17 protein-coding genes are annotated in these 20,748 nt (G+C 44.9%); 5 read left to right on the top strand and 12 right to left on the bottom strand.

All coding sequences use genetic code 11. The features are described from left to right. Positions 1 to 282: 282 nt before the first annotated feature. Both AACV20_RS07650 and AACV20_RS07645 read right to left on the bottom strand, forming a co-directional pair. Positions 283 to 1,965 carry an aspartate:alanine antiporter gene (locus tag AACV20_RS07650; RefSeq protein ID WP_013857120.1) on the bottom strand — a complete coding sequence of 561 codons (1,683 nt, stop codon included), beginning with the start codon at positions 1,963 to 1,965 and terminating at the stop codon, positions 283 to 285. 185 nt (positions 1,966 to 2,150) lie between these two features. Beyond that, on the bottom strand, positions 2,151 to 2,417 hold the full coding sequence (locus tag AACV20_RS07645) for a GrxA family glutaredoxin (protein WP_010320195.1): 267 nt from the start codon (positions 2,415 to 2,417) through the stop codon (positions 2,151 to 2,153). Between the two features lie 294 nt (positions 2,418 to 2,711). Between AACV20_RS07645 and AACV20_RS07640 the strand changes: the two genes are divergently transcribed. Together AACV20_RS07640 and AACV20_RS07635 are read left to right on the top strand one after the other, a co-directional pair. Continuing rightward, positions 2,712 to 3,953: an iron-containing alcohol dehydrogenase gene (locus AACV20_RS07640; RefSeq protein WP_017044634.1), complete on the top strand. Its 1,242-nt coding sequence runs from the start codon at positions 2,712 to 2,714 to the stop codon at positions 3,951 to 3,953. Positions 3,954 to 4,072: 119 nt separating this feature from the next. Continuing rightward, positions 4,073 to 5,398 (top strand): IS4 family transposase, encoded by a 1,326-nt coding sequence (locus AACV20_RS07635; RefSeq protein ID WP_170907069.1) that lies wholly within the window; start codon positions 4,073 to 4,075, stop codon positions 5,396 to 5,398. A 47-nt stretch (positions 5,399 to 5,445) separates the two neighbouring features. Here AACV20_RS07635 and AACV20_RS07630 read toward each other — a convergent pair whose 3' ends face one another. After that, positions 5,446 to 5,949: a GNAT family N-acetyltransferase gene (locus AACV20_RS07630; protein WP_170907068.1), complete on the bottom strand. Its 504-nt coding sequence runs from the start codon at positions 5,947 to 5,949 to the stop codon at positions 5,446 to 5,448. Next, complete coding sequence (gene ubiT, locus AACV20_RS07625) at positions 5,933 to 6,460, bottom strand: ubiquinone anaerobic biosynthesis accessory factor UbiT (RefSeq protein WP_010318913.1); 528 nt, start codon at positions 6,458 to 6,460, stop codon at positions 5,933 to 5,935. The genes AACV20_RS07630 and ubiT overlap by 17 nt, the downstream gene beginning before the upstream one ends. Before the next feature lie 196 nt (positions 6,461 to 6,656). Here ubiT and AACV20_RS07620 point away from each other — a divergent pair, with 196 nt between their 5' ends. The 3 genes from AACV20_RS07620 to AACV20_RS07610 all read left to right on the top strand — a co-directional run bounded on the left by AACV20_RS07620 (position 6,657) and on the right by AACV20_RS07610 (position 10,715). After that, entirely contained in the window at positions 6,657 to 8,705 is a 2,049-nt protein-coding gene (locus tag AACV20_RS07620) for a bifunctional diguanylate cyclase/phosphodiesterase (RefSeq protein ID WP_170907158.1), read from the top strand. A gap of 101 nt (positions 8,706 to 8,806) precedes the next feature. After that, positions 8,807 to 9,820 (top strand): ubiquinone anaerobic biosynthesis protein UbiU, encoded by a 1,014-nt coding sequence (gene ubiU, locus AACV20_RS07615; protein ID WP_170907067.1) that lies wholly within the window; start codon positions 8,807 to 8,809, stop codon positions 9,818 to 9,820. A 16-nt stretch (positions 9,821 to 9,836) separates the two neighbouring features. Next, a complete protein-coding gene (locus AACV20_RS07610; RefSeq protein WP_010318916.1) occupies positions 9,837 to 10,715 on the top strand; it encodes a U32 family peptidase in 879 nt (292 codons plus the stop codon). Between the two features lie 37 nt (positions 10,716 to 10,752). On the opposite strand, the gene AACV20_RS07605 is transcribed toward AACV20_RS07610, so the two are convergent. The 8 genes from AACV20_RS07605 to infB form a co-directional block, all read right to left on the bottom strand. After that, positions 10,753 to 12,093, bottom strand: a complete 1,341-nt coding sequence (locus AACV20_RS07605) for an MATE family efflux transporter (RefSeq protein WP_170907066.1) — start codon at positions 12,091 to 12,093, stop codon at positions 10,753 to 10,755. Positions 12,094 to 12,133: 40 nt separating this feature from the next. Beyond that, positions 12,134 to 12,544 carry a MarR family winged helix-turn-helix transcriptional regulator gene (locus tag AACV20_RS07600; RefSeq protein WP_170907065.1) on the bottom strand — a complete coding sequence of 137 codons (411 nt, stop codon included), beginning with the start codon at positions 12,542 to 12,544 and terminating at the stop codon, positions 12,134 to 12,136. Between the two features lie 119 nt (positions 12,545 to 12,663). Continuing rightward, entirely contained in the window at positions 12,664 to 13,584 is a 921-nt protein-coding gene (nlpI, locus tag AACV20_RS07595) for a lipoprotein NlpI (RefSeq protein WP_026029106.1), read from the bottom strand. 152 nt (positions 13,585 to 13,736) lie between these two features. After that, the gene (pnp, locus tag AACV20_RS07590; RefSeq protein ID WP_170907064.1) at positions 13,737 to 15,863 is read right to left on the bottom strand and encodes a polyribonucleotide nucleotidyltransferase; all 2,127 of its coding nucleotides are present in this window, start codon (positions 15,861 to 15,863) and stop codon (positions 13,737 to 13,739) included. Positions 15,864 to 16,179: 316 nt separating this feature from the next. Then, positions 16,180 to 16,449, bottom strand: coding sequence for a 30S ribosomal protein S15 (gene rpsO, locus AACV20_RS07585; RefSeq protein ID WP_010318921.1), 270 nt, complete (start codon positions 16,447 to 16,449; stop codon positions 16,180 to 16,182). A 109-nt stretch (positions 16,450 to 16,558) separates the two neighbouring features. Continuing rightward, positions 16,559 to 17,509: a tRNA pseudouridine(55) synthase TruB gene (truB, locus tag AACV20_RS07580; protein WP_013857615.1), complete on the bottom strand. Its 951-nt coding sequence runs from the start codon at positions 17,507 to 17,509 to the stop codon at positions 16,559 to 16,561. Beyond that, positions 17,510 to 17,926 (bottom strand): 30S ribosome-binding factor RbfA, encoded by a 417-nt coding sequence (gene rbfA / locus AACV20_RS07575; protein ID WP_026028089.1) that lies wholly within the window; start codon positions 17,924 to 17,926, stop codon positions 17,510 to 17,512. Positions 17,927 to 18,031: 105 nt separating this feature from the next. Next, entirely contained in the window at positions 18,032 to 20,746 is a 2,715-nt protein-coding gene (infB, locus tag AACV20_RS07570; RefSeq protein ID WP_105977485.1) for a translation initiation factor IF-2, read from the bottom strand. Positions 20,747 to 20,748: the final 2 nt, after the last annotated feature.

The following is a 20,748-nucleotide window of genomic DNA, read 5'->3' as shown; positions in this document are numbered from 1 at the left end:
CAAACGTCATACAGAGAAGATATCGCTTAGCTCAACGCTAGTAAGGATATCGATAAACTGTGCGCATCATACCAGAACTATTTTCTGCTGCCAGATAAAAAGCAAACGATTGCCTTTCGTTTGGAAAATTAAGCAGTGGTGAGTTGAATTCAGGAGAAAAGATGCAGTTCTGAGCCGATAAAGCGGCAAACATTGAGATAAAAGCGAAGTAAATAGAGGGGCGATGGCTCGCCAAAAGCCACACATGTGACTTTGGGCGAGTAGCACTGAGGATTATTAGGTTTAGCTGAGTAAAATTAAAATAGTTCCTGTCAGTGTCATCAGTATATTGGCGATAGCATAGGTGCCGGCATAACCCAATGCGGGAATGGTCGATTTTGCGTAGTCGTTAACGATATCCATCGCTGGTGCGCAAGTTCGTGCCCCGATAATCGCACCAAATAGAAGCGCGCGGTTCATTTTCAAAATGTACGCACCGACCAAATAGGCAAAGACGACTGGCACCACGCTGACTAAAAATGCAAGGCCGATCACTTGTACGCCCACTTCTGAGAGGTGCTGGAACATTTTCCCGCCAGCACTTAAGCCAATGCCTACCATAAAGAACATCAAACCTAGGTCTTTCACCATATTTAATGCCCCTTGCGGTACATAGCCGAAAGTGGGGTGGTTGGCTCGTAAAAAACCAAGCATAATGCCAGAAAGCAGTAGCCCAACCGCGTTGCCTAAACCGAAGGAGACTTGTCCAAAGGTCATGGTGATCAAACCAAATAAAATGCCGAGAATAAAGAAGCTACAAAAAGCGAGTAAATCGGCCATTTGACTATGGATAGAGATGAAACCGATTTTATCGGCCAAGCCTTGAACACGGCTTTTTTCACCACTGACTTGCAATACATCGCCTTTGGCAAGCACAATGTCTAAGTCCATTGGCATTTCAATTTGTGCGCGTATCACTCGGTTCAGGAAACAACCATATTCGGATAAATTCAGATCCGATAGGCGTTTACCGGCAATACTGTCACTTTTTACGACGATTTCCTCTTCAGAGATGCGCAAATCAAGTAAGTTGCGATCAAACACCTCTTTGCCATTTCGAAAGCTAGGGTCTAGCCTTGCATGGCTGTCAGGGAAGCCGACCAGTGCAATTTCATCCCCTTCTTGCAAGATGGCGTCACCGTCAGGATGGGCAAGAATGCCATTACGTCGAATGCGTTCAATATAACAACCCGTTTGACGATAAATACCAAGCTCACGTAAATTGCGCCCATCAATCCAGTTGATCAACTCTTGACCAACACGATAGGCACGGATGATGGGTAAATAGACTTTGCGTTGACCGCTACCACCCAAACCACGCTCTTGAGCAATCTGTTGAGCAGAATCAGAGAGGTTTTGTTTTTGCAGCTTAGGCAGTAACTTGGCAAACATGATCATGCTGATAAGGCCAATTAGATAAGCCATCGCATAACCCACCGAAACATTATCTAAAATAAGGGATAAATCCATATTTCTTGGAATGGTGGCTAGCCCGGAGTTTAACGCATCTTGTGCGCCTACTAATACGGGGGTGGAGGTTAATGCGCCTGCCATCATACCAGCAGCTAAGCCAAAATCGAGGCCGAGATAATAACTGCCAAAATAGGTGATCCAAGTGGCGGTAATGAGCACCACTAAACTTAAGATGAGATAATGTTTTCCGTCACGGAAAAATATGCCAAAAAAGTTAGGGCCAGCTTCAATGCCGACACAATAGATGAACAGCATGAAACCTATGGTTAAGGCTTCAGCATTGAAGGAAAAACCAAGGTGCCCCATGATGAGTGATGTAATTAACACCCCAATAGAGTTGCCCAGTTGTAAGCTACCAAAACGAATTTTGCCAAAACCAAGGCCAATCGCTAAGACAACAAAAATAAGAAGAATAGGGTTCTGATCAAGCAAAAGTACGACGTCGATATTCACGGCTCAACTCGTTATGTGTGCCAAGTGGGGTAGGTAAAGTGTGGGAATTGTATCTGAATATTGCAAAAAGATAAGTGAAATTTGTGACAATTGACATTTCATTGACCTAATTTGAGAGAAAGAGCCATTTATCTATAAATAGCAAAAACCCGCTAAAAATCAGCGGGTTTTTATGTTTCTTGGTTTTATTCGTCGAATAAGCCTAAATGTTCTTTCGCATAAGCTTCGAAATCAGTGCAACCACCGATGTGTTCTTGATCAATAAAGATTTGTGGCACAGTTTCAACCGGTTTACCCACTGTCTTTTCTAAATCAGCTTTGCTGATGCCTTCCGCGTGAATATCGACATAACGATAGTTAAAATCATCGCGTTTTAATTTCAATGTTTCAGCGTGTTCTTTTGCGCGAACACAGTAGGGGCAACCAGGGCGGCCAAAAATAACAACGAACATAGCTTTCTCCTTCATTCTTGTTGCATGCAACTATGCCCGATTCAAGGTCGGAAATAAAGTGGCATTCACCAGTTACTTCAATAGGTAAAAGCTATTGCTTATTCCTTAATCAAAGCAAGCTTACCTCTCGATGGTGTTGGGAATAGATCAATAATGGCTTGGCTGTGACATGCCGCATAAACTTGTGTTTTTTATATGGTTATTTGCTCCACATTGCACTGCATCAAAAAATTTTTTTAACGATAGGTGCACTCTAAACAGAGCTAATCTAGATGAGAGAAAAGGGAGTTATTCATGTTCCAATTTATGACGGCGACGCGGATCATTTTTGGAGAAGGAGCGTTATTGAATTCACTTTCTGTTCTCAACCAATATGGCTATAGCGTACTGCTGGTTTCGGGAAAAGAACAACAACGAGCTTCCCCTATTGTTCAATACCTGAAAATGCAGAATATGCGCTATCAGCATGTAGCTATTGTTGGTGAACCTAATATTACCATGGTGGAGGAAACGGCCATTTTAGGCCGACGTTTTCAACCGGATATGGTCGTTGCTATTGGTGGCGGTAGTGTGATTGATATGGGCAAGGCACTCGCGGCAATCATTCCTAACCAAGGTAACGTTTATGATTATGTGGAAGTGGTTGGCCGAAATGTGCCGTTAAAGACAAAACCGTTGCCATTTATTGCTATTCCAACCACCGCCAGTACGGGATCCGAAGTCACGCGTAATGCTGTGTTGAAATCGGGACAAGACAAAGTAAAAGTAAGCTTGCGCAGCCCAGATATGCTGGCAGATGTTGCGATTGTTGACCCCACGTTGACCTATGGTACCGACAGTTACACCTCTGGCAGAGGCGCAATGGATGCTTTTACGCATTTAATGGAAGCCTATGTGTGTGGTGAACCCAATCCACTCACCGATATGGTGTGTGAAGAGGGGTTGCGCAAACTCAGTCGTTCTATATTGCCAGCGTGTCGAAAAGATGATCATAAAGCGCGAGCGGATCTCTCTTTTGCAGCAATGCTTGGAGGAATGGCAATTACCAATGCAAAGCTTGGCGCTGCACATGGCTTGGCATCAGCATTGGGAGGAAAACTTGATGCTCCACACAGCGTGATCACGGCGCGTTTGGCCCCTCATGTTATGCGAGAAAACATTCGAGCAGCGCAAAAAGCAGGGCGAAATGATGTACTTACACGTTATAAAAAAATCGCTCAAATCGTGACTGGCAGAACAAATGTTCACGTTGAAGATGGCGTGCTGTGGGTGAAAATGATGTTAGATAAGTTGCAACTGCCTAAACTCAACCAGTTTGGTGTGTGCAATACGTCGTTTGAGCGCGTGGCGTTAGATGCTTTAAAGTCGGTCGCGATTAAAGGTAACCCTTTGCCTTTAACACAAGAAAGGTTAATCCATATATTAAATCAAGTTTGCGAGTGCCAAGGTGAGTGTGAGGAGTGGCAACCGAATTCATCCAATCAGGTAGAAGTTAGGCATGATCCAGTCGCGCCTGAAGGCAGCAAGCAAAGTTGATAAAAAAAACGGAGCAATTGAGCTCTAATGCCGATCAGTTAAGACTTTAATCGGCAGATCAGTTGAATGATCCTACCTTTATGTAAAAATCCGATAGACCTTGTTTATCGGATTTTTTTATGCACGTCTCTCAAGCCCTCGATATCATTAACAGTTATAAACCCAATCAAGTTGAAACACTCGCAGACCTCTTGCCCATTGAGCTCATCAATAGTGCTTATGAGCTTACTGATACCGTTACTCTAAGAAAACGAAAGCTCACTTTAGAGTCGATGGCATGGTTACTGGTTGGCATGGCTATCTATAATGATAAATCCATGGCTGACATTGTAAACATGCTCGATATTGTTGACCGCACAGGTAAGCCATTTGTTGCTCCAAGTGCATTAACACAGCGAAGAAAAAACCTTGGTGAGTCAGCCGCTAAAGCGCTCTTTGAGTGTACGCAAAGTCATTGGTTCAAACAGGCTAACTTACCAAACTGGAACGGACTTACGTTACTGGGTGTTGATTGGGTTTTATGGCGAACAGAAGACTCGAAAAACAATGCTGAAGCGTTTGCTAAGCCCACTAATCGGGATGGTAAAGAAACACAGTATCCACAGGTGCGCATGGTCTGTCAGATGGAGCTGAGCAGCCATTTAATCACAGGCAGTGCTTTTGACTCTTATACCGTCAATGAAATGAAGCTGGCAGAGCAGCTTATCGAAACGACCCCCGATAACAGCTTAACGCTCTTCGACAAAGGCTTTTACTCCCTAGGTTTACTTCAAGCATGGAGCTCGCAAGGCATCAATCGCCATTGGCTTATCCCGATGAAAAAAGGGCTGATTTATGAAGTCGTTCAGTCTTTTGGCCGACAAGATAAACTGATAAAACTGAAGAGTAATCCGCAAGCGCGTAAGAAATGGCCAGAGCTAGAAGAAGAGGTTGTGGTACGTTTAATCACGAGAGTCAAAGAGGGGAAGCAATACGATGTTCTCACCTCAATGGTTGACCCTATGCTTTATCCCAAATCAGATATAGTCGGTTTATATGAATACCGTTGGGAAATTGAACTGGGGTACCGAGAGCAAAAACAATACATGCTTGGTAACCGCCTTACACTGCGAAGCCGACTCCCAGAGCTCGTGAGACAAGAGCTCTGGGGAATACTACTGACATACAACTTAGTCAGATATCAAATGGTGCAGATGTGTAATACGTTGAATGGAGACTACTTGCCATACCAACTTAGCTTCAATGGAGCCTTAGCCCACATCATGCGCCTAATAGTGGGGCTTCCCTACTCGTCACCGGGAGCCATACCGAGGCAACTCCAAAACTTCTATGCAATGAGTGGGAGTTTAATACTTGAGCCAAGACGAGAAAGAGCCTTCCCTAGAGTCGTGAAGAAAAAGCCAAGCCGATACCCTAGAAAATACAATGCCGCTCACCTTAAGTGAACGGCATTAGAGCACTGGGCTCCCTGTTAAGAATAGAAATACGGTGATTAAAGATCGTTGAACTCTGGGCAATACTCAATTAAACCAGCTCGTCCGTTCAATTCGCCGTCGACTAATGCAACGATCTGAAACGCGCCAGCTGGAACATCCCAACGACAACGAAAATCAGATTTCGCCGCCTCTTTAAAGCCAAAGCGTTGATAATAATCCGGGTCACCCAAAACCACACAAGCTGGATAATCGAACTCAGCCAAACAGATTAACCCCTCTTTTACCAACGAGGCGGCGACACCTTGATTTCGCCACTCTTTTTTCACGGCCAACGGTGCAAGCCCTTGCCAATTTAAGTCTTCACCATTGAGTAAGACTGGGCTAAACATCACATGACCAACGACTTCGCCGTCATCATCACAGGCCACTAAAGAGAGAGTCAAATGGCTGTTTTCCCTTAATGTCATAACCAAATTAGCTTCAGCATCTGTCTCAAAGGCTAATTTTAATAAGCGGTCAATCGCTAAGATATCCGCTGGCGCTTCAGTTCGAATAAGCATTCATTACCTCATTTTGTGTCACTGGCGATTGTACGCCCTTATGCACAAAATCTGCTAGCTGATTTATTAACATCTGGAACGGTTTTGGTAAAAGCTCTAGGTCAACACTGTCCATCAGATTCTTCACCTCTAACCCCAGTTCGGTATCCCCTTCAATGGAGAGTCGACGTTGAAAGAACAGCGTATCAGGATCTTCTTTTCGACCAGCAATCAACACCATATCATTTAGGTTACCGCTAAAGCTGACATCTTCCACTTCCGTCTTATCAGACACAACAAGTTGTTCCGCTTGATAGCTGATATACCAATTCAAATTCAAATCGCGAATTGAAACCTTTAACCATTTCCCATCAAGAAATTCAAAGTCACCTTCTTGCAAAGCCTCATGAAATATAGTTTTCAACCCTTCTAGCAAGGCTTTTTTTTGTACAACTTGCGGTAAGAAGTGGACTGGGGATCGCAAAATTGAAGCGGCGTTTTGAACTAGTTGAGTACGAATCTTGTGAATCACGAGCGTTATCCGTTACTTTGTAATGCCATAGTACCTAATCATAATGGATGTGGGGGTGCAAATTCCTGTGATGCATCAAAAAACGTACATTGTTTGAGAACCTTTTCTAGCTTAGTAATCAAAGTTATAGTTAATGTGTTACTTACGTTGTAACATCCTCATGAATATAAGTGCTCTGGAGAGTGGTAGTAGCTTGATGCCTTCGCAACATTTACAACATTGGTTTGCAAAAATCACGTCGAACAGTCCGTTCTTTTTTGCCATCTTGAACGACCAACATAACTATGTGATGGTCAATGAACGTTATTGTGATATTGCAGGGCTGAGCACAACCGAATTGGTTGGAATGAATGACTCACAAATTCTGGGTGAGCACTTCTACCGCCATCTCAAACCCTATTATGAACGAGCATTTCAAGGAGAAACGCTTGAGACCGAACTGACTCTTCACGAGATCGATTTAGAAACGAGTTTGCATTTCTCTTTATCACCTATCATGGGTGATAAAAAAGTCGAAAATATTGTGTTTCACGCGATCGACACCTCCGAAAAACAGATCCTCATTCGCTCATTAGAAGAGTCGGAAAATAAGTTTTCAACCTTGACTAGCTTGCTTCCTGATGGATTGTTGCTGGTCGATGACGACTGCATTATCTCTGCTAACCCCGCATCGGCTCGTTTACTCGGTTTTGAAAATACCTCAGAGCTTCTTGGTGAAGAGTTATCGCGCTTGTTTGTCGATGAAAAAAGTAAAACCGTATTCAGTTCTCCACTCAGTTTATTACTCGCAGGGGCACCATTGGTCTGCCTCACTGGACCAAAGTGTGGCTTTGAACGTAAAGTTCAACTGCACGCTGGAGCCACCGTCGTGCTGGGCAACAGCTCACAACTGATTTTGATTCAAGATGCAGAAGATGCACCTAAGCAGTTGTCTTCGACTATGCATGCCGATATCCACATTGACTCGCTGACTAACTTGTATAACCGTTTTGGTTTCACTAAACGTTTAGAACAGTTCATTCAAAATGAAACACCCCTTGTGATGCTCTATTTAGACATTGATAACTTCAAAAACATCAATGACTCTTTAGGCCATCATATTGGCGATAAAGTCATTAAAGAGGTCTCAGCACGGCTAAAACGTTTACTACCGCAACAAGCGATTGTGGGCCACCTTGGCGGCGATGAATTTGGACTAATACTGCCTGATCCTGAAAATAGTCACGCCGCTGAAATGTTGGCTGAACGCATCATTTCTTTGATTAACCAACCGTTTGATCTGCACCATTTCAGTAAACGCTTAGCCTGCTCCATAGGTAGTGTCGCCTACCCTGGTGACGGTAGCGATGCTCGCGTATTGTTGCAAAACGCCGATACGGCGATGTATGAAGCCAAAGATCGTGGTAGAAACCGTCTGATTAAGTTCAACGATCAAATGAACAAGGAAGCGCGCATGCGCTTATGGCTTGAAATTGAACTGCAAAAAGCGCTGCAACAAAATGGCCTTGAAGTGTGGTATCAACCGAAAGTAAATGCTCGCGACTTCAGCATCAATGGTGCGGAAGCTTTGGTGCGCTGGAAACACCCTGTGGAAGGGTATATCAACCCGGGCGCTTTTATCCCTGTCGCGGAAAAAGCTGGGCTGATTGAACATTTAGGCCGAGTGGTGATGCGTGATGTCTTCTCGACCGTAAAACGCTGGAAGCTGCAAGGTATTTTACCAGGTCGCGTGGCGATCAATTTATCGCCCGAACAGTTTTGTAACCCGAAGTTGATTGATTATATGGAAAAACTGCTTCGCACCACGGAGCTTGATCCAAACTGCATCACATTTGAACTGACCGAAAGTGCCGTCATGAGCGACAGCGAACACACCTTGCAAATGTTGAATGCGATCAAAAAACTGGGCTTTTCGCTGTCCATTGACGACTTTGGTACGGGGTATTCCTCGCTCTCTTACCTCGCTCGCTTCCCGATTGATGAACTTAAAATTGACCGCGCTTTTATAACGGATATCGATACGCTTCCTAAACAAATCACCGTCATTGAAAACATCATCAATTTAGGAAAATCACTCAACTTAACGGTCGTTGCCGAAGGTGTGGAAACTCAACAACAAGCCACACTGCTCTCTAATCTCAACTGTAACTCAATTCAAGGCTTCCATTTTTATCGGCCACAACCGAGGCAGGAAGTAGAAGAGTTATTCGTTCAAAATCGTCGTCATCGTTCTACTCCCAAATAAGTAAATCTCGTTTATTCGCCCCAAACCTGCCTTACATCAAATTTGCTATTCATAATGCTTCATAAAATACTACTACTTTCCCTTAGATATCGTACGGATCAATGGAACTTTTATGTCCTGCAGGTAACCTGCCTGCTCTAAAAACAGCGATCGATTGTGGTGCAGATGCGGTTTATATCGGCTTCAAAGATGATACTAATGCTCGCCACTTTGCTGGCCTTAATTTCGCAGGTAAGAAGTTAGATAAAGCGGTGCAATATGTTCATGATCACCATAAAAAAATTCATGTCGCGTTAAATACCTTCGCCCACCCTAATGGCTTCGAGCGTTGGACTCACGCCGTCGATAATGCCGCCAGTTTAGGCGTGGATGCGTTGATCATCGCCGATATCGCGATATTGGATTATGCCGCTAATCGATATCCAGATCTCGAACTGCATCTTTCTGTGCAAGCCTCCGCCACCAACGTCGCCGCTATCGAGTTTTATAAGCAGAATTTCAATATTAAGCGGGTGGTGTTACCGCGAGTGCTATCAATCCATCAAGTCAAACAGCTCTCACGTAATATGATGAGTGACGTCGAACTTGAAGTATTTGCCTTTGGCAGCTTATGCATTATGTCTGAAGGGCGCTGTTATCTCTCTTCCTATATGACGGGAGAATCACCCAATACTGTCGGAGCCTGTTCGCCCGCGAAATATGTCCGCTGGCAAGAAACGGACTCGGGTTTGGAATCTCGCTTAAACGAAATTTTGATTGATAAATACGCAGCCGGAGAAAATGCAGGCTACCCAACCTTGTGCAAAGGTCGTTTTGAAGCGCAGATCGATGGGCAACCTAAACGCTACCACGCACTGGAAGAACCAACCAGTTTAAATACGTTATCACTATTACCAGAACTGTTTGCAGCCAACGTTGCTTCCGTCAAAATTGAAGGCCGCCAACGTAGCCCTGCATATGTGGAGCAAGTGACGAAAACATGGCGCGCAGCGATTGATCGCTACCAAGCAAATCCACAAGCCTACCAAGTAGAAACGGCTTGGAACACCGCCTTAGCCAACGTATCTGAAGGCACGCAAACCACACTCGGCGCGTACCATCGCCAATGGCAATAAGAGAATGGAGAAGAGAATGAAATATGCGCTAGGCCCTTTACTCTATTTTTGGCCCAAACAAGAGGTGGAAAATTTTTATCAGCAGGCAATACAGAGCTCTGCTGATGTGATCTATTTGGGTGAATCGGTCTGCTCCAAGCGACGTGAGATAAAACCACAACACTGGTTTGAGATCGCCAAAGCGCTTTCACAAGCGGGTAAACAGGTTGTGCTCTCAACCATGGCGCTACTGGAAGCGCCGAGCGAAATCAATGTGATGAAAAAGTATATTGAGAATGGCGATTTTGCGATTGAAGCCAATGACGTTTCGGCGATTCAACTCGCTAGTGAAAAACGCCTTCCTTTTGTGGTTGGGCCCGCCGTGAATGCTTACAACGCGCGCACACTGCAACTGTTCCTAAAGCAAGGGATGATCCGTTGGTGCATGCCTGTTGAACTCTCCCGTGATTGGCTAATCAATGTATTGCAACAATGTGACGAGCTTGGTATCAAAAACCAGTTTGAAGTAGAAGTTTTTAGCCACGGATACCTGCCACTGGCTTACTCCGCACGCTGCTTTACCGCACGGGCCGAAAACCGTGCGAAGGATGAATGTGAGACTTGCTGTATCAAGTATCCAACCGGAATTCAGGTTCACAGCCAAGAAGGCCAAGCGGTATTTAACCTCAACGGTATCCAAACCCAGTCGGGCTATTGCTATAACCTTGCTAATGATTTGCCAAGTATGGCGGGGTTGGTCGATGTCGTTCGTTTAAGCCCACTAGGTCTTGAGACATTCGAACATCTGTCGCAGTTCAAGGCCAATGAAAAAGGAGAACATCCCTCCCCTTTAACCAATCACCAATGTAACGGCTATTGGCACCAATTACCGGGCCTAGCGATTCAACAAAGCTGAGCGTAGCCTCCCCCTAGAGAAAAGGGGGAGGCTCTTGTTAAGCGAACACGGTTTGCTTGGCGTTATCACAAGGTAGTGCACGCAAATCTCGCCACAACATCAAACCCACCACCAAACTTAACGCAATATTGGAAATGGGGAAGGCAATCCACACACCAGTCACGCCATATAACTTAGGTAACAAATACAAGAACGGTAGTTGGATCGCCATATTACCAATGGTGACAAACATCGCCTTACTGCCGCGATTAGTCGCTTGATAAAAGGCGGCGGCGACAACTAAAAATCCATCCAAAAACAGCGCGAACATATGCAGTTTTAAGCCCAGTACAGCGCTTGCCATCAATTGCGGGTCAGTTGAATTGAAGACCGCAACAACCTGAGTGGAAAACAAGTTCAGCAGCACCACAAAACCCAGCCCGCCAAGCACGGCAATGCTCATTGCAATTTTGAGCAGTTTTCTAATATGAAGATAGTTTTTGGCACCATAATTGAAGCTAACTAACGGCTGCATACCATTCGCGATGCCCTCTGCCGTTAAGTAATAAACCGTGACGATATAGCCTAATATCGCGTATGCCCCAACAAGTACTGCGCTGCCATAGTGAGCAAATAGACTGTTGTGCACCGCCACCATCATCGAACCGTAGGCATACATAAAAAAGCTTGAAGTACCAATCGCAACAATCTTAGGTAACAACGACCATTGCACCCTCATCACCGAGAGTGACAGCTGCAACTTGGCACGTTTCGAAAAGAAATAGCCTATACCTAATACAGTCACACTTAATTGTGCGAGTGCCGTTGCTATGGCGGCACCAGTAAGTTCCCAATGTAAAACGGCAATAAACAGATAATCAAAGAGAATATTGATTATCGCACCACTCACCATCAGCAATGTGGCTACATTAGGGCTGTCGTCGTTTCGTAACAAGAAAGGCATCGCAATAGAGCCAAGCGTAAAGACACAAGCGATCACTAATACCTGCAAATATTGCAAGCCAAGTTCGTAGACTCGTCCTTCAACGCCTTGCCACGCAATGAAATCGTCCGCAAGAAACCATAGAATTGTCGCCACCACGGGAGCTAGCATCACAAGCAACAATAGGCCAGTAGCAAGCACTTGCTTGGCTGCCGCCATGTTCCCTTCACCTTGCTTGATCGAAGCCAGAGCACCAGTTCCAACGCCCACCAACATGCCAAGCCCTAAAATAAAGCCAATAATAGGCCACGCAACGTTAATGCCCGCCAATCCCTCAGCACCAACATAATGACCAATAAAAATACCATCCACCACTTGATACAAGCCATTGACTAACATAGCTGCCACGGTCGGAATGGTATAGCGCCAAAATTGGCGGTAAATTGAATTTTTCATAACAGACACCATAGTTAGCAAAGCTAACTATATAAGTAAATTAAAGTAATACTTTGGATAACAACATATTAAAACACAGTGCTTCTTCTTCCGAGAGATGCTTAGTCACTTGCTCTGCGACAACAGCGTACACTTTCGCTTCATCCGCTAAATGCTCACGCGCAGTATCGGTGAGAGAAACTCGGTAAGAACGCGCATCATCTTGGCATTGTGCCGTCTGAACTAACCCTTTATTTTTAAGCCTTTTAACCATATTTGATACCGATGGTTTACTCACTTCCATCTCATTAGCTAAATCAGTTAAGCGCAGTGGCAAAGAAAAGCTTTGAATCACTTTAAGGTAATCATATTCATTAAAGCTCAATTGTGAAATGGGATCAGCTTTGCTATACCGACGCCAGATTTTGGCACTAAAACGCTCTAATTTTTCTAAGTTAGCTTCTAGTTTCACTGTTTTTCAAATCAAAATGGTTATCAAGGCTAACTATTTTATGGATCTTTAGATCGTTAAGCAACAAAAAAACCGCTGAAAAAGTCAGCGGCTTTAAGGGAAAGGATATAGCAAGGTATTTATTGCTGAGACTCTGGCTGTTCTGCTTTCGCCTTAGCTAAATAGTCGGCTCTTACTTGCTGGAAAATTTTCCCCAATTCAAGATAAGCGTATCGATGCTCAACATATTCGTAGACGTTAAATGACAACGCAAGCTTGTACAAGGCGATCGCGTGCGCGTAATTTCCCTCTTGTTGGTAACGCTTAGCGAGATAAAAATAGACTTCAGTTAAACGCTGTGCTTGTATCGCATTACCGCTGCCTTCTTCTAAGATCATCTTAAAAGCTTGCTCTTCCGATATCTCTTTAAGCGTTAACGCAACCAAGAGCCATCCCCATTGATCATCTCGAACTTTATAGCGATTGAAGAGATCCACACGTGCCTGCAAAGGCTCGCTTTCACTTTGAATAATATATAGCCACAATGCACGAAAGGGATCACTAGGGTCATGTTGATAATGTGCGCGAATCTCTTCCAGCGCAAGTTCTGTACGGTCGCCGTAATAAAGTGCGATGGCTCTGTTACGCTCAGCGTAAAAATTGTCAGGTTCAAGTTCTAATGTCGAATCAAATGCCTCATAAGCGGCATCAAACTCTGCAACTTGCGTGTAATACACGCCTAATAAATTAAAGATATCAGGCTGCGCCGGGTTAAGCGCGAGTGACTGCTCAAAATCTAAACGTGCTAAAGTGCGTAGCCCAACACTGTCGTAGTTGTTACCACGCTCATAAAACATTTTGGCCCGCACATCATCAGGCAGATCAGTACGTTGTAGCAGTTGCGTCAAACGCGCTATCTGAACTTGTTGCTGTAATGAAGACTGCAATGGCACTGCCATCGGAGGGTATACCCATTGACTTTGATTGTCATTTTGAGTTGACGCGCAGCCCGACATTATCAGTATCAAAGCACTCAATGCGGCCGTTGGAAACCATTTCACAAATAAAACTCCTGTGTACCCCAAAGCCCAAGATAAGTGGGTGTATCGCATTAATCTAGGCATGAAAAAGGGAGCGAATAACGCTCCCTTTATATCATGCTTTATGTTGAAAAGGCGACTAAAGCGCCGTGCTTCTCAAGCTTAAAGTGGCCTTATTCAGCCGTTGGTGCTGCAACAACTTCTTCAGCTGGTTTCTCTACCGCTTCTTTCATGCTTAGACGAACACGGCCTTGGCGGTCGATTTCAAGTACTTTAACTTGAACTTCTTGGCCTTCTTTCAAGTAATCAGACACTTTTTCGATACGTTGATCCGCGATTTGAGAAATGTGTACCAGACCATCTTTACCAGGAAGGATGTTAACGAACGCGCCAAAATCAGCCAGACGAGCGACCTTACCAGTATAGATAGCGCCGACTTCAACTTCAGCCGTGATCTCTTCAATGCGACGAATCGCTTCTTTAGCTTGAGCGCTATCGGTTGCCGCAATCTTGATTGTACCGTCATCTTCGATTTCGATGGTTGTGCCCGTCTCTTCAGTTAGAGCACGGATCACAGCACCACCTTTACCGATCACGTCTTTGATTTTCTCAGAGCTGATCTTCATGGTGTAAATGCGCGGTGCAAATTCAGAAATCTCAGCACGAGCACCAGAGATCGCTTGATCCATCACAGAAAGGATATGCTTACGTGCACCTTGTGCTTGGTTTAGCGCAATTTGCATGATCTCTTTGGTGATACCTTCGATCTTAATGTCCATTTGCAGTGCAGTGATACCTTGGTTAGTACCCGCTACTTTAAAGTCCATGTCACCTAGGTGATCTTCATCACCGAGAATGTCAGAAAGAACAACGAAATCATCGCCTTCTTTAACAAGACCCATTGCAATACCTGCAACTGAAGACTTGATTGGTACACCTGCATCCATCAGAGCAAGAGAAGTACCACATACCGAAGCCATTGAAGATGAACCGTTAGATTCTGTGATTTCTGATACGACACGAACTGTGTATGGGAACTCTTCCACTGAAGGCATAACGGCAGCGATACCACGCTTAGCCAGTTTACCGTGGCCGATTTCACGACGCTTAGGAGAGCCTACAAAACCAGTTTCGCCCACACAGTATGGAGGGAAGTTGTAGTGTAGTAGGAAGTTATCTTTACGCTCACCTGTTAGCTCATCGATGATTTGAGCATCACGCTGAGTACCAAGAGTAGCGGTTACGATTGCCTGAGTTTCACCACGAGTAAACAGTGCAGAACCGTGAGTACGAGGAAGAATACCAGTGCGTACGTCTAGCGCACGAACCATGTCTTTTTCACGACCGTCAATACGTGGGTTGCCAGCAATAATGCTACGACGTACAACCGTCTTCTCTAGATCGTGGAAGATAGTGTGGATTTCTTTCGCATTTGCTTCAGGATCTTCACCAAGAATTACTTTGTTTACTTCAGCAGCAATTTCATGAATACGGTCGTAACGAGCCATTTTTTCAGTGATTTTGTAAGCTTCAACAAGCTTAGCTTCTGCTAGTTCAGCGATCTTGCTATTAAGTACTGTGTTCTCTTGAGGAGCAACCCAATCCCAAGCTGGAGTGGCAACTTCAGCAGCAAATTCATTGATCGCTTTAATCACAGCTTGTTGTTGGTCGTGGCCGTAAACAACCGCTGCTAGCATTTCTTCTTCAGTTAGGTTATCCGCTTCTGACTCAACCATCAGTACCGCGTTGTCTGTACCTGCAACCACAAGATCAAGACGAGATACAGCAAGCTCGGTCATGCTTGGGTTAAGCACTAATTGACCATCAATGTGACCCACGCGCGCCGCGCCAATAGGACCATTGAATGGAATACCAGAGATAGCAAGTGCTGCTGAAGTACCAATCATAGTCACGATATCAGGTTGAACGTCTGGGTTTACAGACATCACTGTCGCGATGACTTGAACTTCATTTTTAAATGCATTAGGGAAAAGAGGACGAATTGGGCGGTCAATCAGACGCGCAGTCAAAGTTTCGCCTTCTGATGGACGACCTTCACGCTTGAAGAAGCCACCTGGAATTTTACCCGCTGCGTAAGTACGCTCTTGGTAGTTAACAGTAAGAGGGAAGAAGTCTTGACCTTCTACTGCTTCTTTTTTACCAACAACAGAAACGAATACCGCGGTATCGTTCATAGTGACCATAACAGCCGATGTAGCTTGGCGTGCGATAACGCCGGTTTCTAGAGTGACGGTATGATTACCGTATTGGAATGATTTCACTACTGGTTTATCAAACATTGTTTATCCTTGCTCTAGAGTTGCCTCTAGATTGAATGAAATAACACTCAAGACATTACGAATCGCGACTAGTAAAAATAGGCTCTATATCACGGGAAACAAAGCGTTGGGCTTGCCGCTCCCACTGGTATCTGAACGCTACTTTTAATAGCCGCGACCTGCTGGCCGACTTCGGTGACTGTAATGCTATGAGTATGAAGCGTTAAAGTACATACAACACACTTTAACGGCGGGTAGTATAGCGACTTAGGAGAGATTGTGCCAAATTTAGATAACAAAAAAGGGGCTAAAAGCCCCTTTTCTGAACAAACTGATCTTAGCGACGTAGCTCAAGACGTTTGATTAGGTCTTGGTAACGACCTAAATCTTTACCTTTTAGGTAGTCTAGAAGCTTACGACGGCTTGAAACCATGCGTAGTAGACCACGACGGCTGTGGTGATCGCCTTTGTGAGTTTTGAAGTGACCTTGTAGGTGGTTGATAGAAGCAGTTAGTAGTGCTACTTGTACTTCTGGTGAACCAGTGTCGCCTTCGCCACGTGCGTATTCAGCAACGATTGCCGCTTTAGTTTCTGCATTCAGAGACATAATGCTCTCCTAATAAGAGTAAGTTTAAAGGTGTAGCAGCCAATCTCTGATTCAGCCGCTACGCGAAGCCGGGATTATAGGGAAATCCCCAACGTTAAGCAATAGCTATTTAAAGCGACTCTTCGTCTCTAAAAACGACCAATCGCTTAGGCGCAACACGACCATCTTGGTCAATTTCACCCACACCGATAAAGAGTTTCTCTTCACCCATGGTCATGCGCACTGTGCCATCAAGTGGCACACCCAACACTTGCACTGGTTGGCCATGTTGTACCATGTCTGCCAACTCAGGAATAAGGTTAACTTCCGGCAAATCTTGCACCGCACTGTCCATTGGCATCAATAACGAGTCCAACACATTTTTCGGTGCGACATCATCACGCAGCGCCTGTTGCAGCAATGCATCAAGTTGCTCTAAAGTCACCATCTTCTCATATGGGTACTTCGCGACCGCAGTACGACGCAGCATGGTCACATGTGCGCCACAACCAAGCATTTCACCTAAGTCATCCACGATAGTGCGGATATACGTGCCTTTCGAACAGTGCACATCCATTTCAACTTCATCACCTTCGAAACGAATCAATTCAATATCATAGACAGTGATTTTTCGAGATTCGCGCGGAATATCAATGCCTTCACGAGCGTATTCATATAGAGGACGGCCTTGATATTTCAGTGCAGAAAACATTGACGGAATTTGGTCGGTTTCACCACGAAAACGCTCGATGCACTCTCGCAGGGTATTTAATTGCACATTGACAGGGCGTGTTTCCACTACCTCTCCGTCTGAATCAGAGGTATTGGTTCGCTCACCCAGTTTTGCAATGACTCGATAACGCTTATCTGAATCAAGTAAAAACTGAGAGAATTTTGTCGCTTCACCAAGGCAAATAGGCAACATTCCTGTTGCCAAAGGATCGAGCGCGCCAGTGTGTCCGGCTTTTTCTGCAAAATAAATACGTTTTACTTTTTGTAAGGCATCATTCGAGGAGATACCCGTTGGCTTATCCAGTAAAATTACCCCGTTGATTGGGCGACCTTTACGACGACGAGCCATCTATTCATTCCCTTCTTCTGCAGACGCTTCATCTTCACGCCCTGCATCTTTCTGTCTGCGCTTATCATTGCTGACCACTTCAGTCACCAAGTTGGACATGCGCATACCTTCAACCAAAGTATTGTCATAAGTGAAGCGAATTTCTGGTGTCAAACGTAAGCGAATACGTTTGCCAAGCATCATGCGGATATGAACTTCATGCTCTTTTAACGCAGCTAAGCAGCTTTCTGGGGTCTGCTCACCAACGCATAGAAACGTCACAAACACTTTTGCATAAGCAAGGTCACGTGACACTTCGACTTCTGAAATAGTCACCATACCTAAGCGTGAGTCACGGACTTCACGTTGTATGATCATGGCGAGTTCTTTTTGCAGCTGTTGGGATACGCGCTGCGTGCGGCTAAATTCTTTTGACATATCTTTTCTCACATATAGAAAGAATGGGGGGATGGTTCAACCCAGCCCCCCATGGTGTATTCAACAACCGATTACTGTCTATTTCAATACAGCAACGTCAGTCAATTAATCCAGTGTACGTTTAATTTCCACTGTTTCGAAGACTTCGATTTGGTCACCAACGCGAACATCATTGTAGTTCTTAACGCCGATACCACATTCGTAGCCATTCTTCACTTCTTGCACGTCATCTTTAAAGCGACGTAGCGATTCAAGCTCACCTTCGTAGATAACCACGTTATCACGTAGAACACGGATAGGGCTATTACGTTTGATAACGCCTTCAGTCACCATACAACCAGCAACTGCACCTAGTTTAGGTGATTTAAATACTTCACGAACCTGAGCAAGACCAATGATCTCTTGCTTAAACTCTGGTGCTAGCATGCCGCTCATGGCCGCTTTTACTTCATCAATCAATTGATAAATGATTGAGTAGTAACGTAGGTCTAAGTTTTCAGATTCGATAGTACGACGAGCTGATGCATCAGCACGAACGTTAAAGCCAAGTACGATAGCGTTAGAAGCTGCTGCAAGTACTGCGTCAGTTTCTGTGATACCACCCACACCAGAACCCACGATGTTCACTTTCACTTCATCAGTTGAAAGGTTACGCAGTGAATCAGCAATGGCTTCAACCGAACCTTGAACGTCTGCTTTTAGTACCACGTTCAGTTCAGCCACTTCGCCCGCTGTCATGTTAGAGAACATGTTTTCAAGCTTAGATTTCTGCTGACGTGCAAGCTTCACATCACGGAATTTACCTTGACGATAATTTGCCACTTCACGTGCTTTACGCTCATCACGTACCACTGTTGCTTCATCACCGGCAGCTGGAACACCAGACAAACCTAGAATTTCAACAGGAATTGATGGGCCCGCTTCCGTAACTTCGTTACCAGTTTCGTCGCGCATCGCACGAACACGGCCATATTCTTGACCACACAGTACGATGTCGCCTTTGCGTAGTGTTCCTGATTGAACAAGAACGGTTGCTACAGGGCCACGGCCTTTATCAAGACGAGATTCAACCACCACACCAGACGCCATACCATCTTTAACAGCATGAAGCTCAAGAACTTCAGCTTGAAGTAGGATAGCTTCTAGTAGACCTTCAATATTGGTTCCCTGTTTCGCAGAGATGTGAACAAACATGTTCTCACCGCCCCACTCTTCAGGAATGATGTTGTGTTGAGCAAGCTCATTTTTCACGCCATCTGGGTTCGCGCCATCTTTATCGATTTTGTTTACTGCAACGATAAGTGGCACATTCGCTGCTTTCGCATGTTGAATCGCTTCAACCGTTTGTGGCATTACGCCATCATCTGCTGCAACAACCAATACAACGATATCTGTCGCTTGAGCACCACGAGCACGCATTGAAGTAAACGCAGCGTGTCCAGGAGTATCAAGGAAGGTGATCATACCGTTTGGTGTTTCAACGTGGTAAGCACCAATGTGCTGAGTAATACCACCGGCCTCGCCTGATGCAACGTGTGTGCGACGGATGTAATCAAGTGTTGATGTCTTACCGTGATCAACGTGACCCATGATGGTCACAACTGGCGCACGAGGTACTGCTTCAAACTTGTTATCACGGTCAGAAAGGATCGCTTCTTCCAGTTCATTCTCTTTGCGGATGAGAACTTTATGACCCATTTCTTCAGCGACTAATTGCGCGGTTTCTTGGTCGATCACTTGGTTGATGGTTGCCATTGCGCCCATCTTCATCATCACTTTGATAACTTCAGTTGCTTTCACTGACATTTTGTTTGCCAGTTCAGAAAGAACAATCGTTTCACCGATCACAACATCTTGCTTAGCGACAACCGCTGTTTTATCAAAACCATGTTGCATCGATGCAGGTTTAGCCATACGACCTTTACGAGCTTTGCCTCGGCGCGTACCGCGCTCTTGCTTATCATCCTGAGATGAGATTTTGCTCTTATTAGCTTTCGTAGATTTACGGCTAGCACCTTCTTCACGGCGATCTGCTTCATCTTCGGCTTCACGTGCATACGTTGAAGTCGTAACATGGTAATCTGTATTTTCTTCCATACTACCCTTTTTCTCTTCTTCAGCAGACCAACGCTCTTTATTCTTCTCAGCCAATTCACGTGCTATTTCTAGCTGGCGCTGACTTTCCTCTTCAGCTTTACGTAATGCTTCGGCTTCTTGACGACGTTTAAGCTCTTCGGCTTCTTTTCGCGCTGCTTCTTGCTTCATTTTATTTTCAGCAGAAAGTTCTGGTTTCACTGCAGAACGTTTTGCTTTCTCATCCGCGTTAGCTGTTGCATTCGTTTGTGCTTCAACCTTCGCTTTCTCTTGTGCCTCACGCTTCGCTTTTTCTTCGGCTTCACGCTTTGCTTTTTCTTCGGCTTCGCGCTCTGCTTTTGCTTGTGCTTCACGCGCTGCTAATTCTTGTGCTTCACGTTGCGCGGCTTCTTCCGCTTCACGTGCTGCTTCATCGTCTACTGCACTGCGCTTAACGTAGGTACGTTTTTTACGCACTTCAACTTGAACATTCTTACTTTTGCCGCCGCCGGCATTGACGCTCAATGTGCTGCGTGTTTTTCGCTGCAACGTCAAACGAGTCGGCTCTGAGTCACCAGTGGTATCACCGTGCTCTTTTCTAAGATGTGACAGTAGCTTATGCTTTTCATCATCAGAAACGTTATCAGAACTCGTTTTGTTCATGCCTGCATCAGCAAGTTGTTCTAACAAGCGGTCAACTGGCGTACCAATTTCTTCACTCAGTGCTTTAACTGTAAGTTGTGTCATGC

Source organism: Vibrio sp. B4-6 (assembly GCF_963888245.1).
Lineage (GTDB): Bacteria > Pseudomonadota > Gammaproteobacteria > Enterobacterales > Vibrionaceae > Vibrio > Vibrio anguillarum.
Note: the sequence above shows the minus strand (reverse complement) of the source record. Positions and strands in the feature narration are given on the sequence as shown.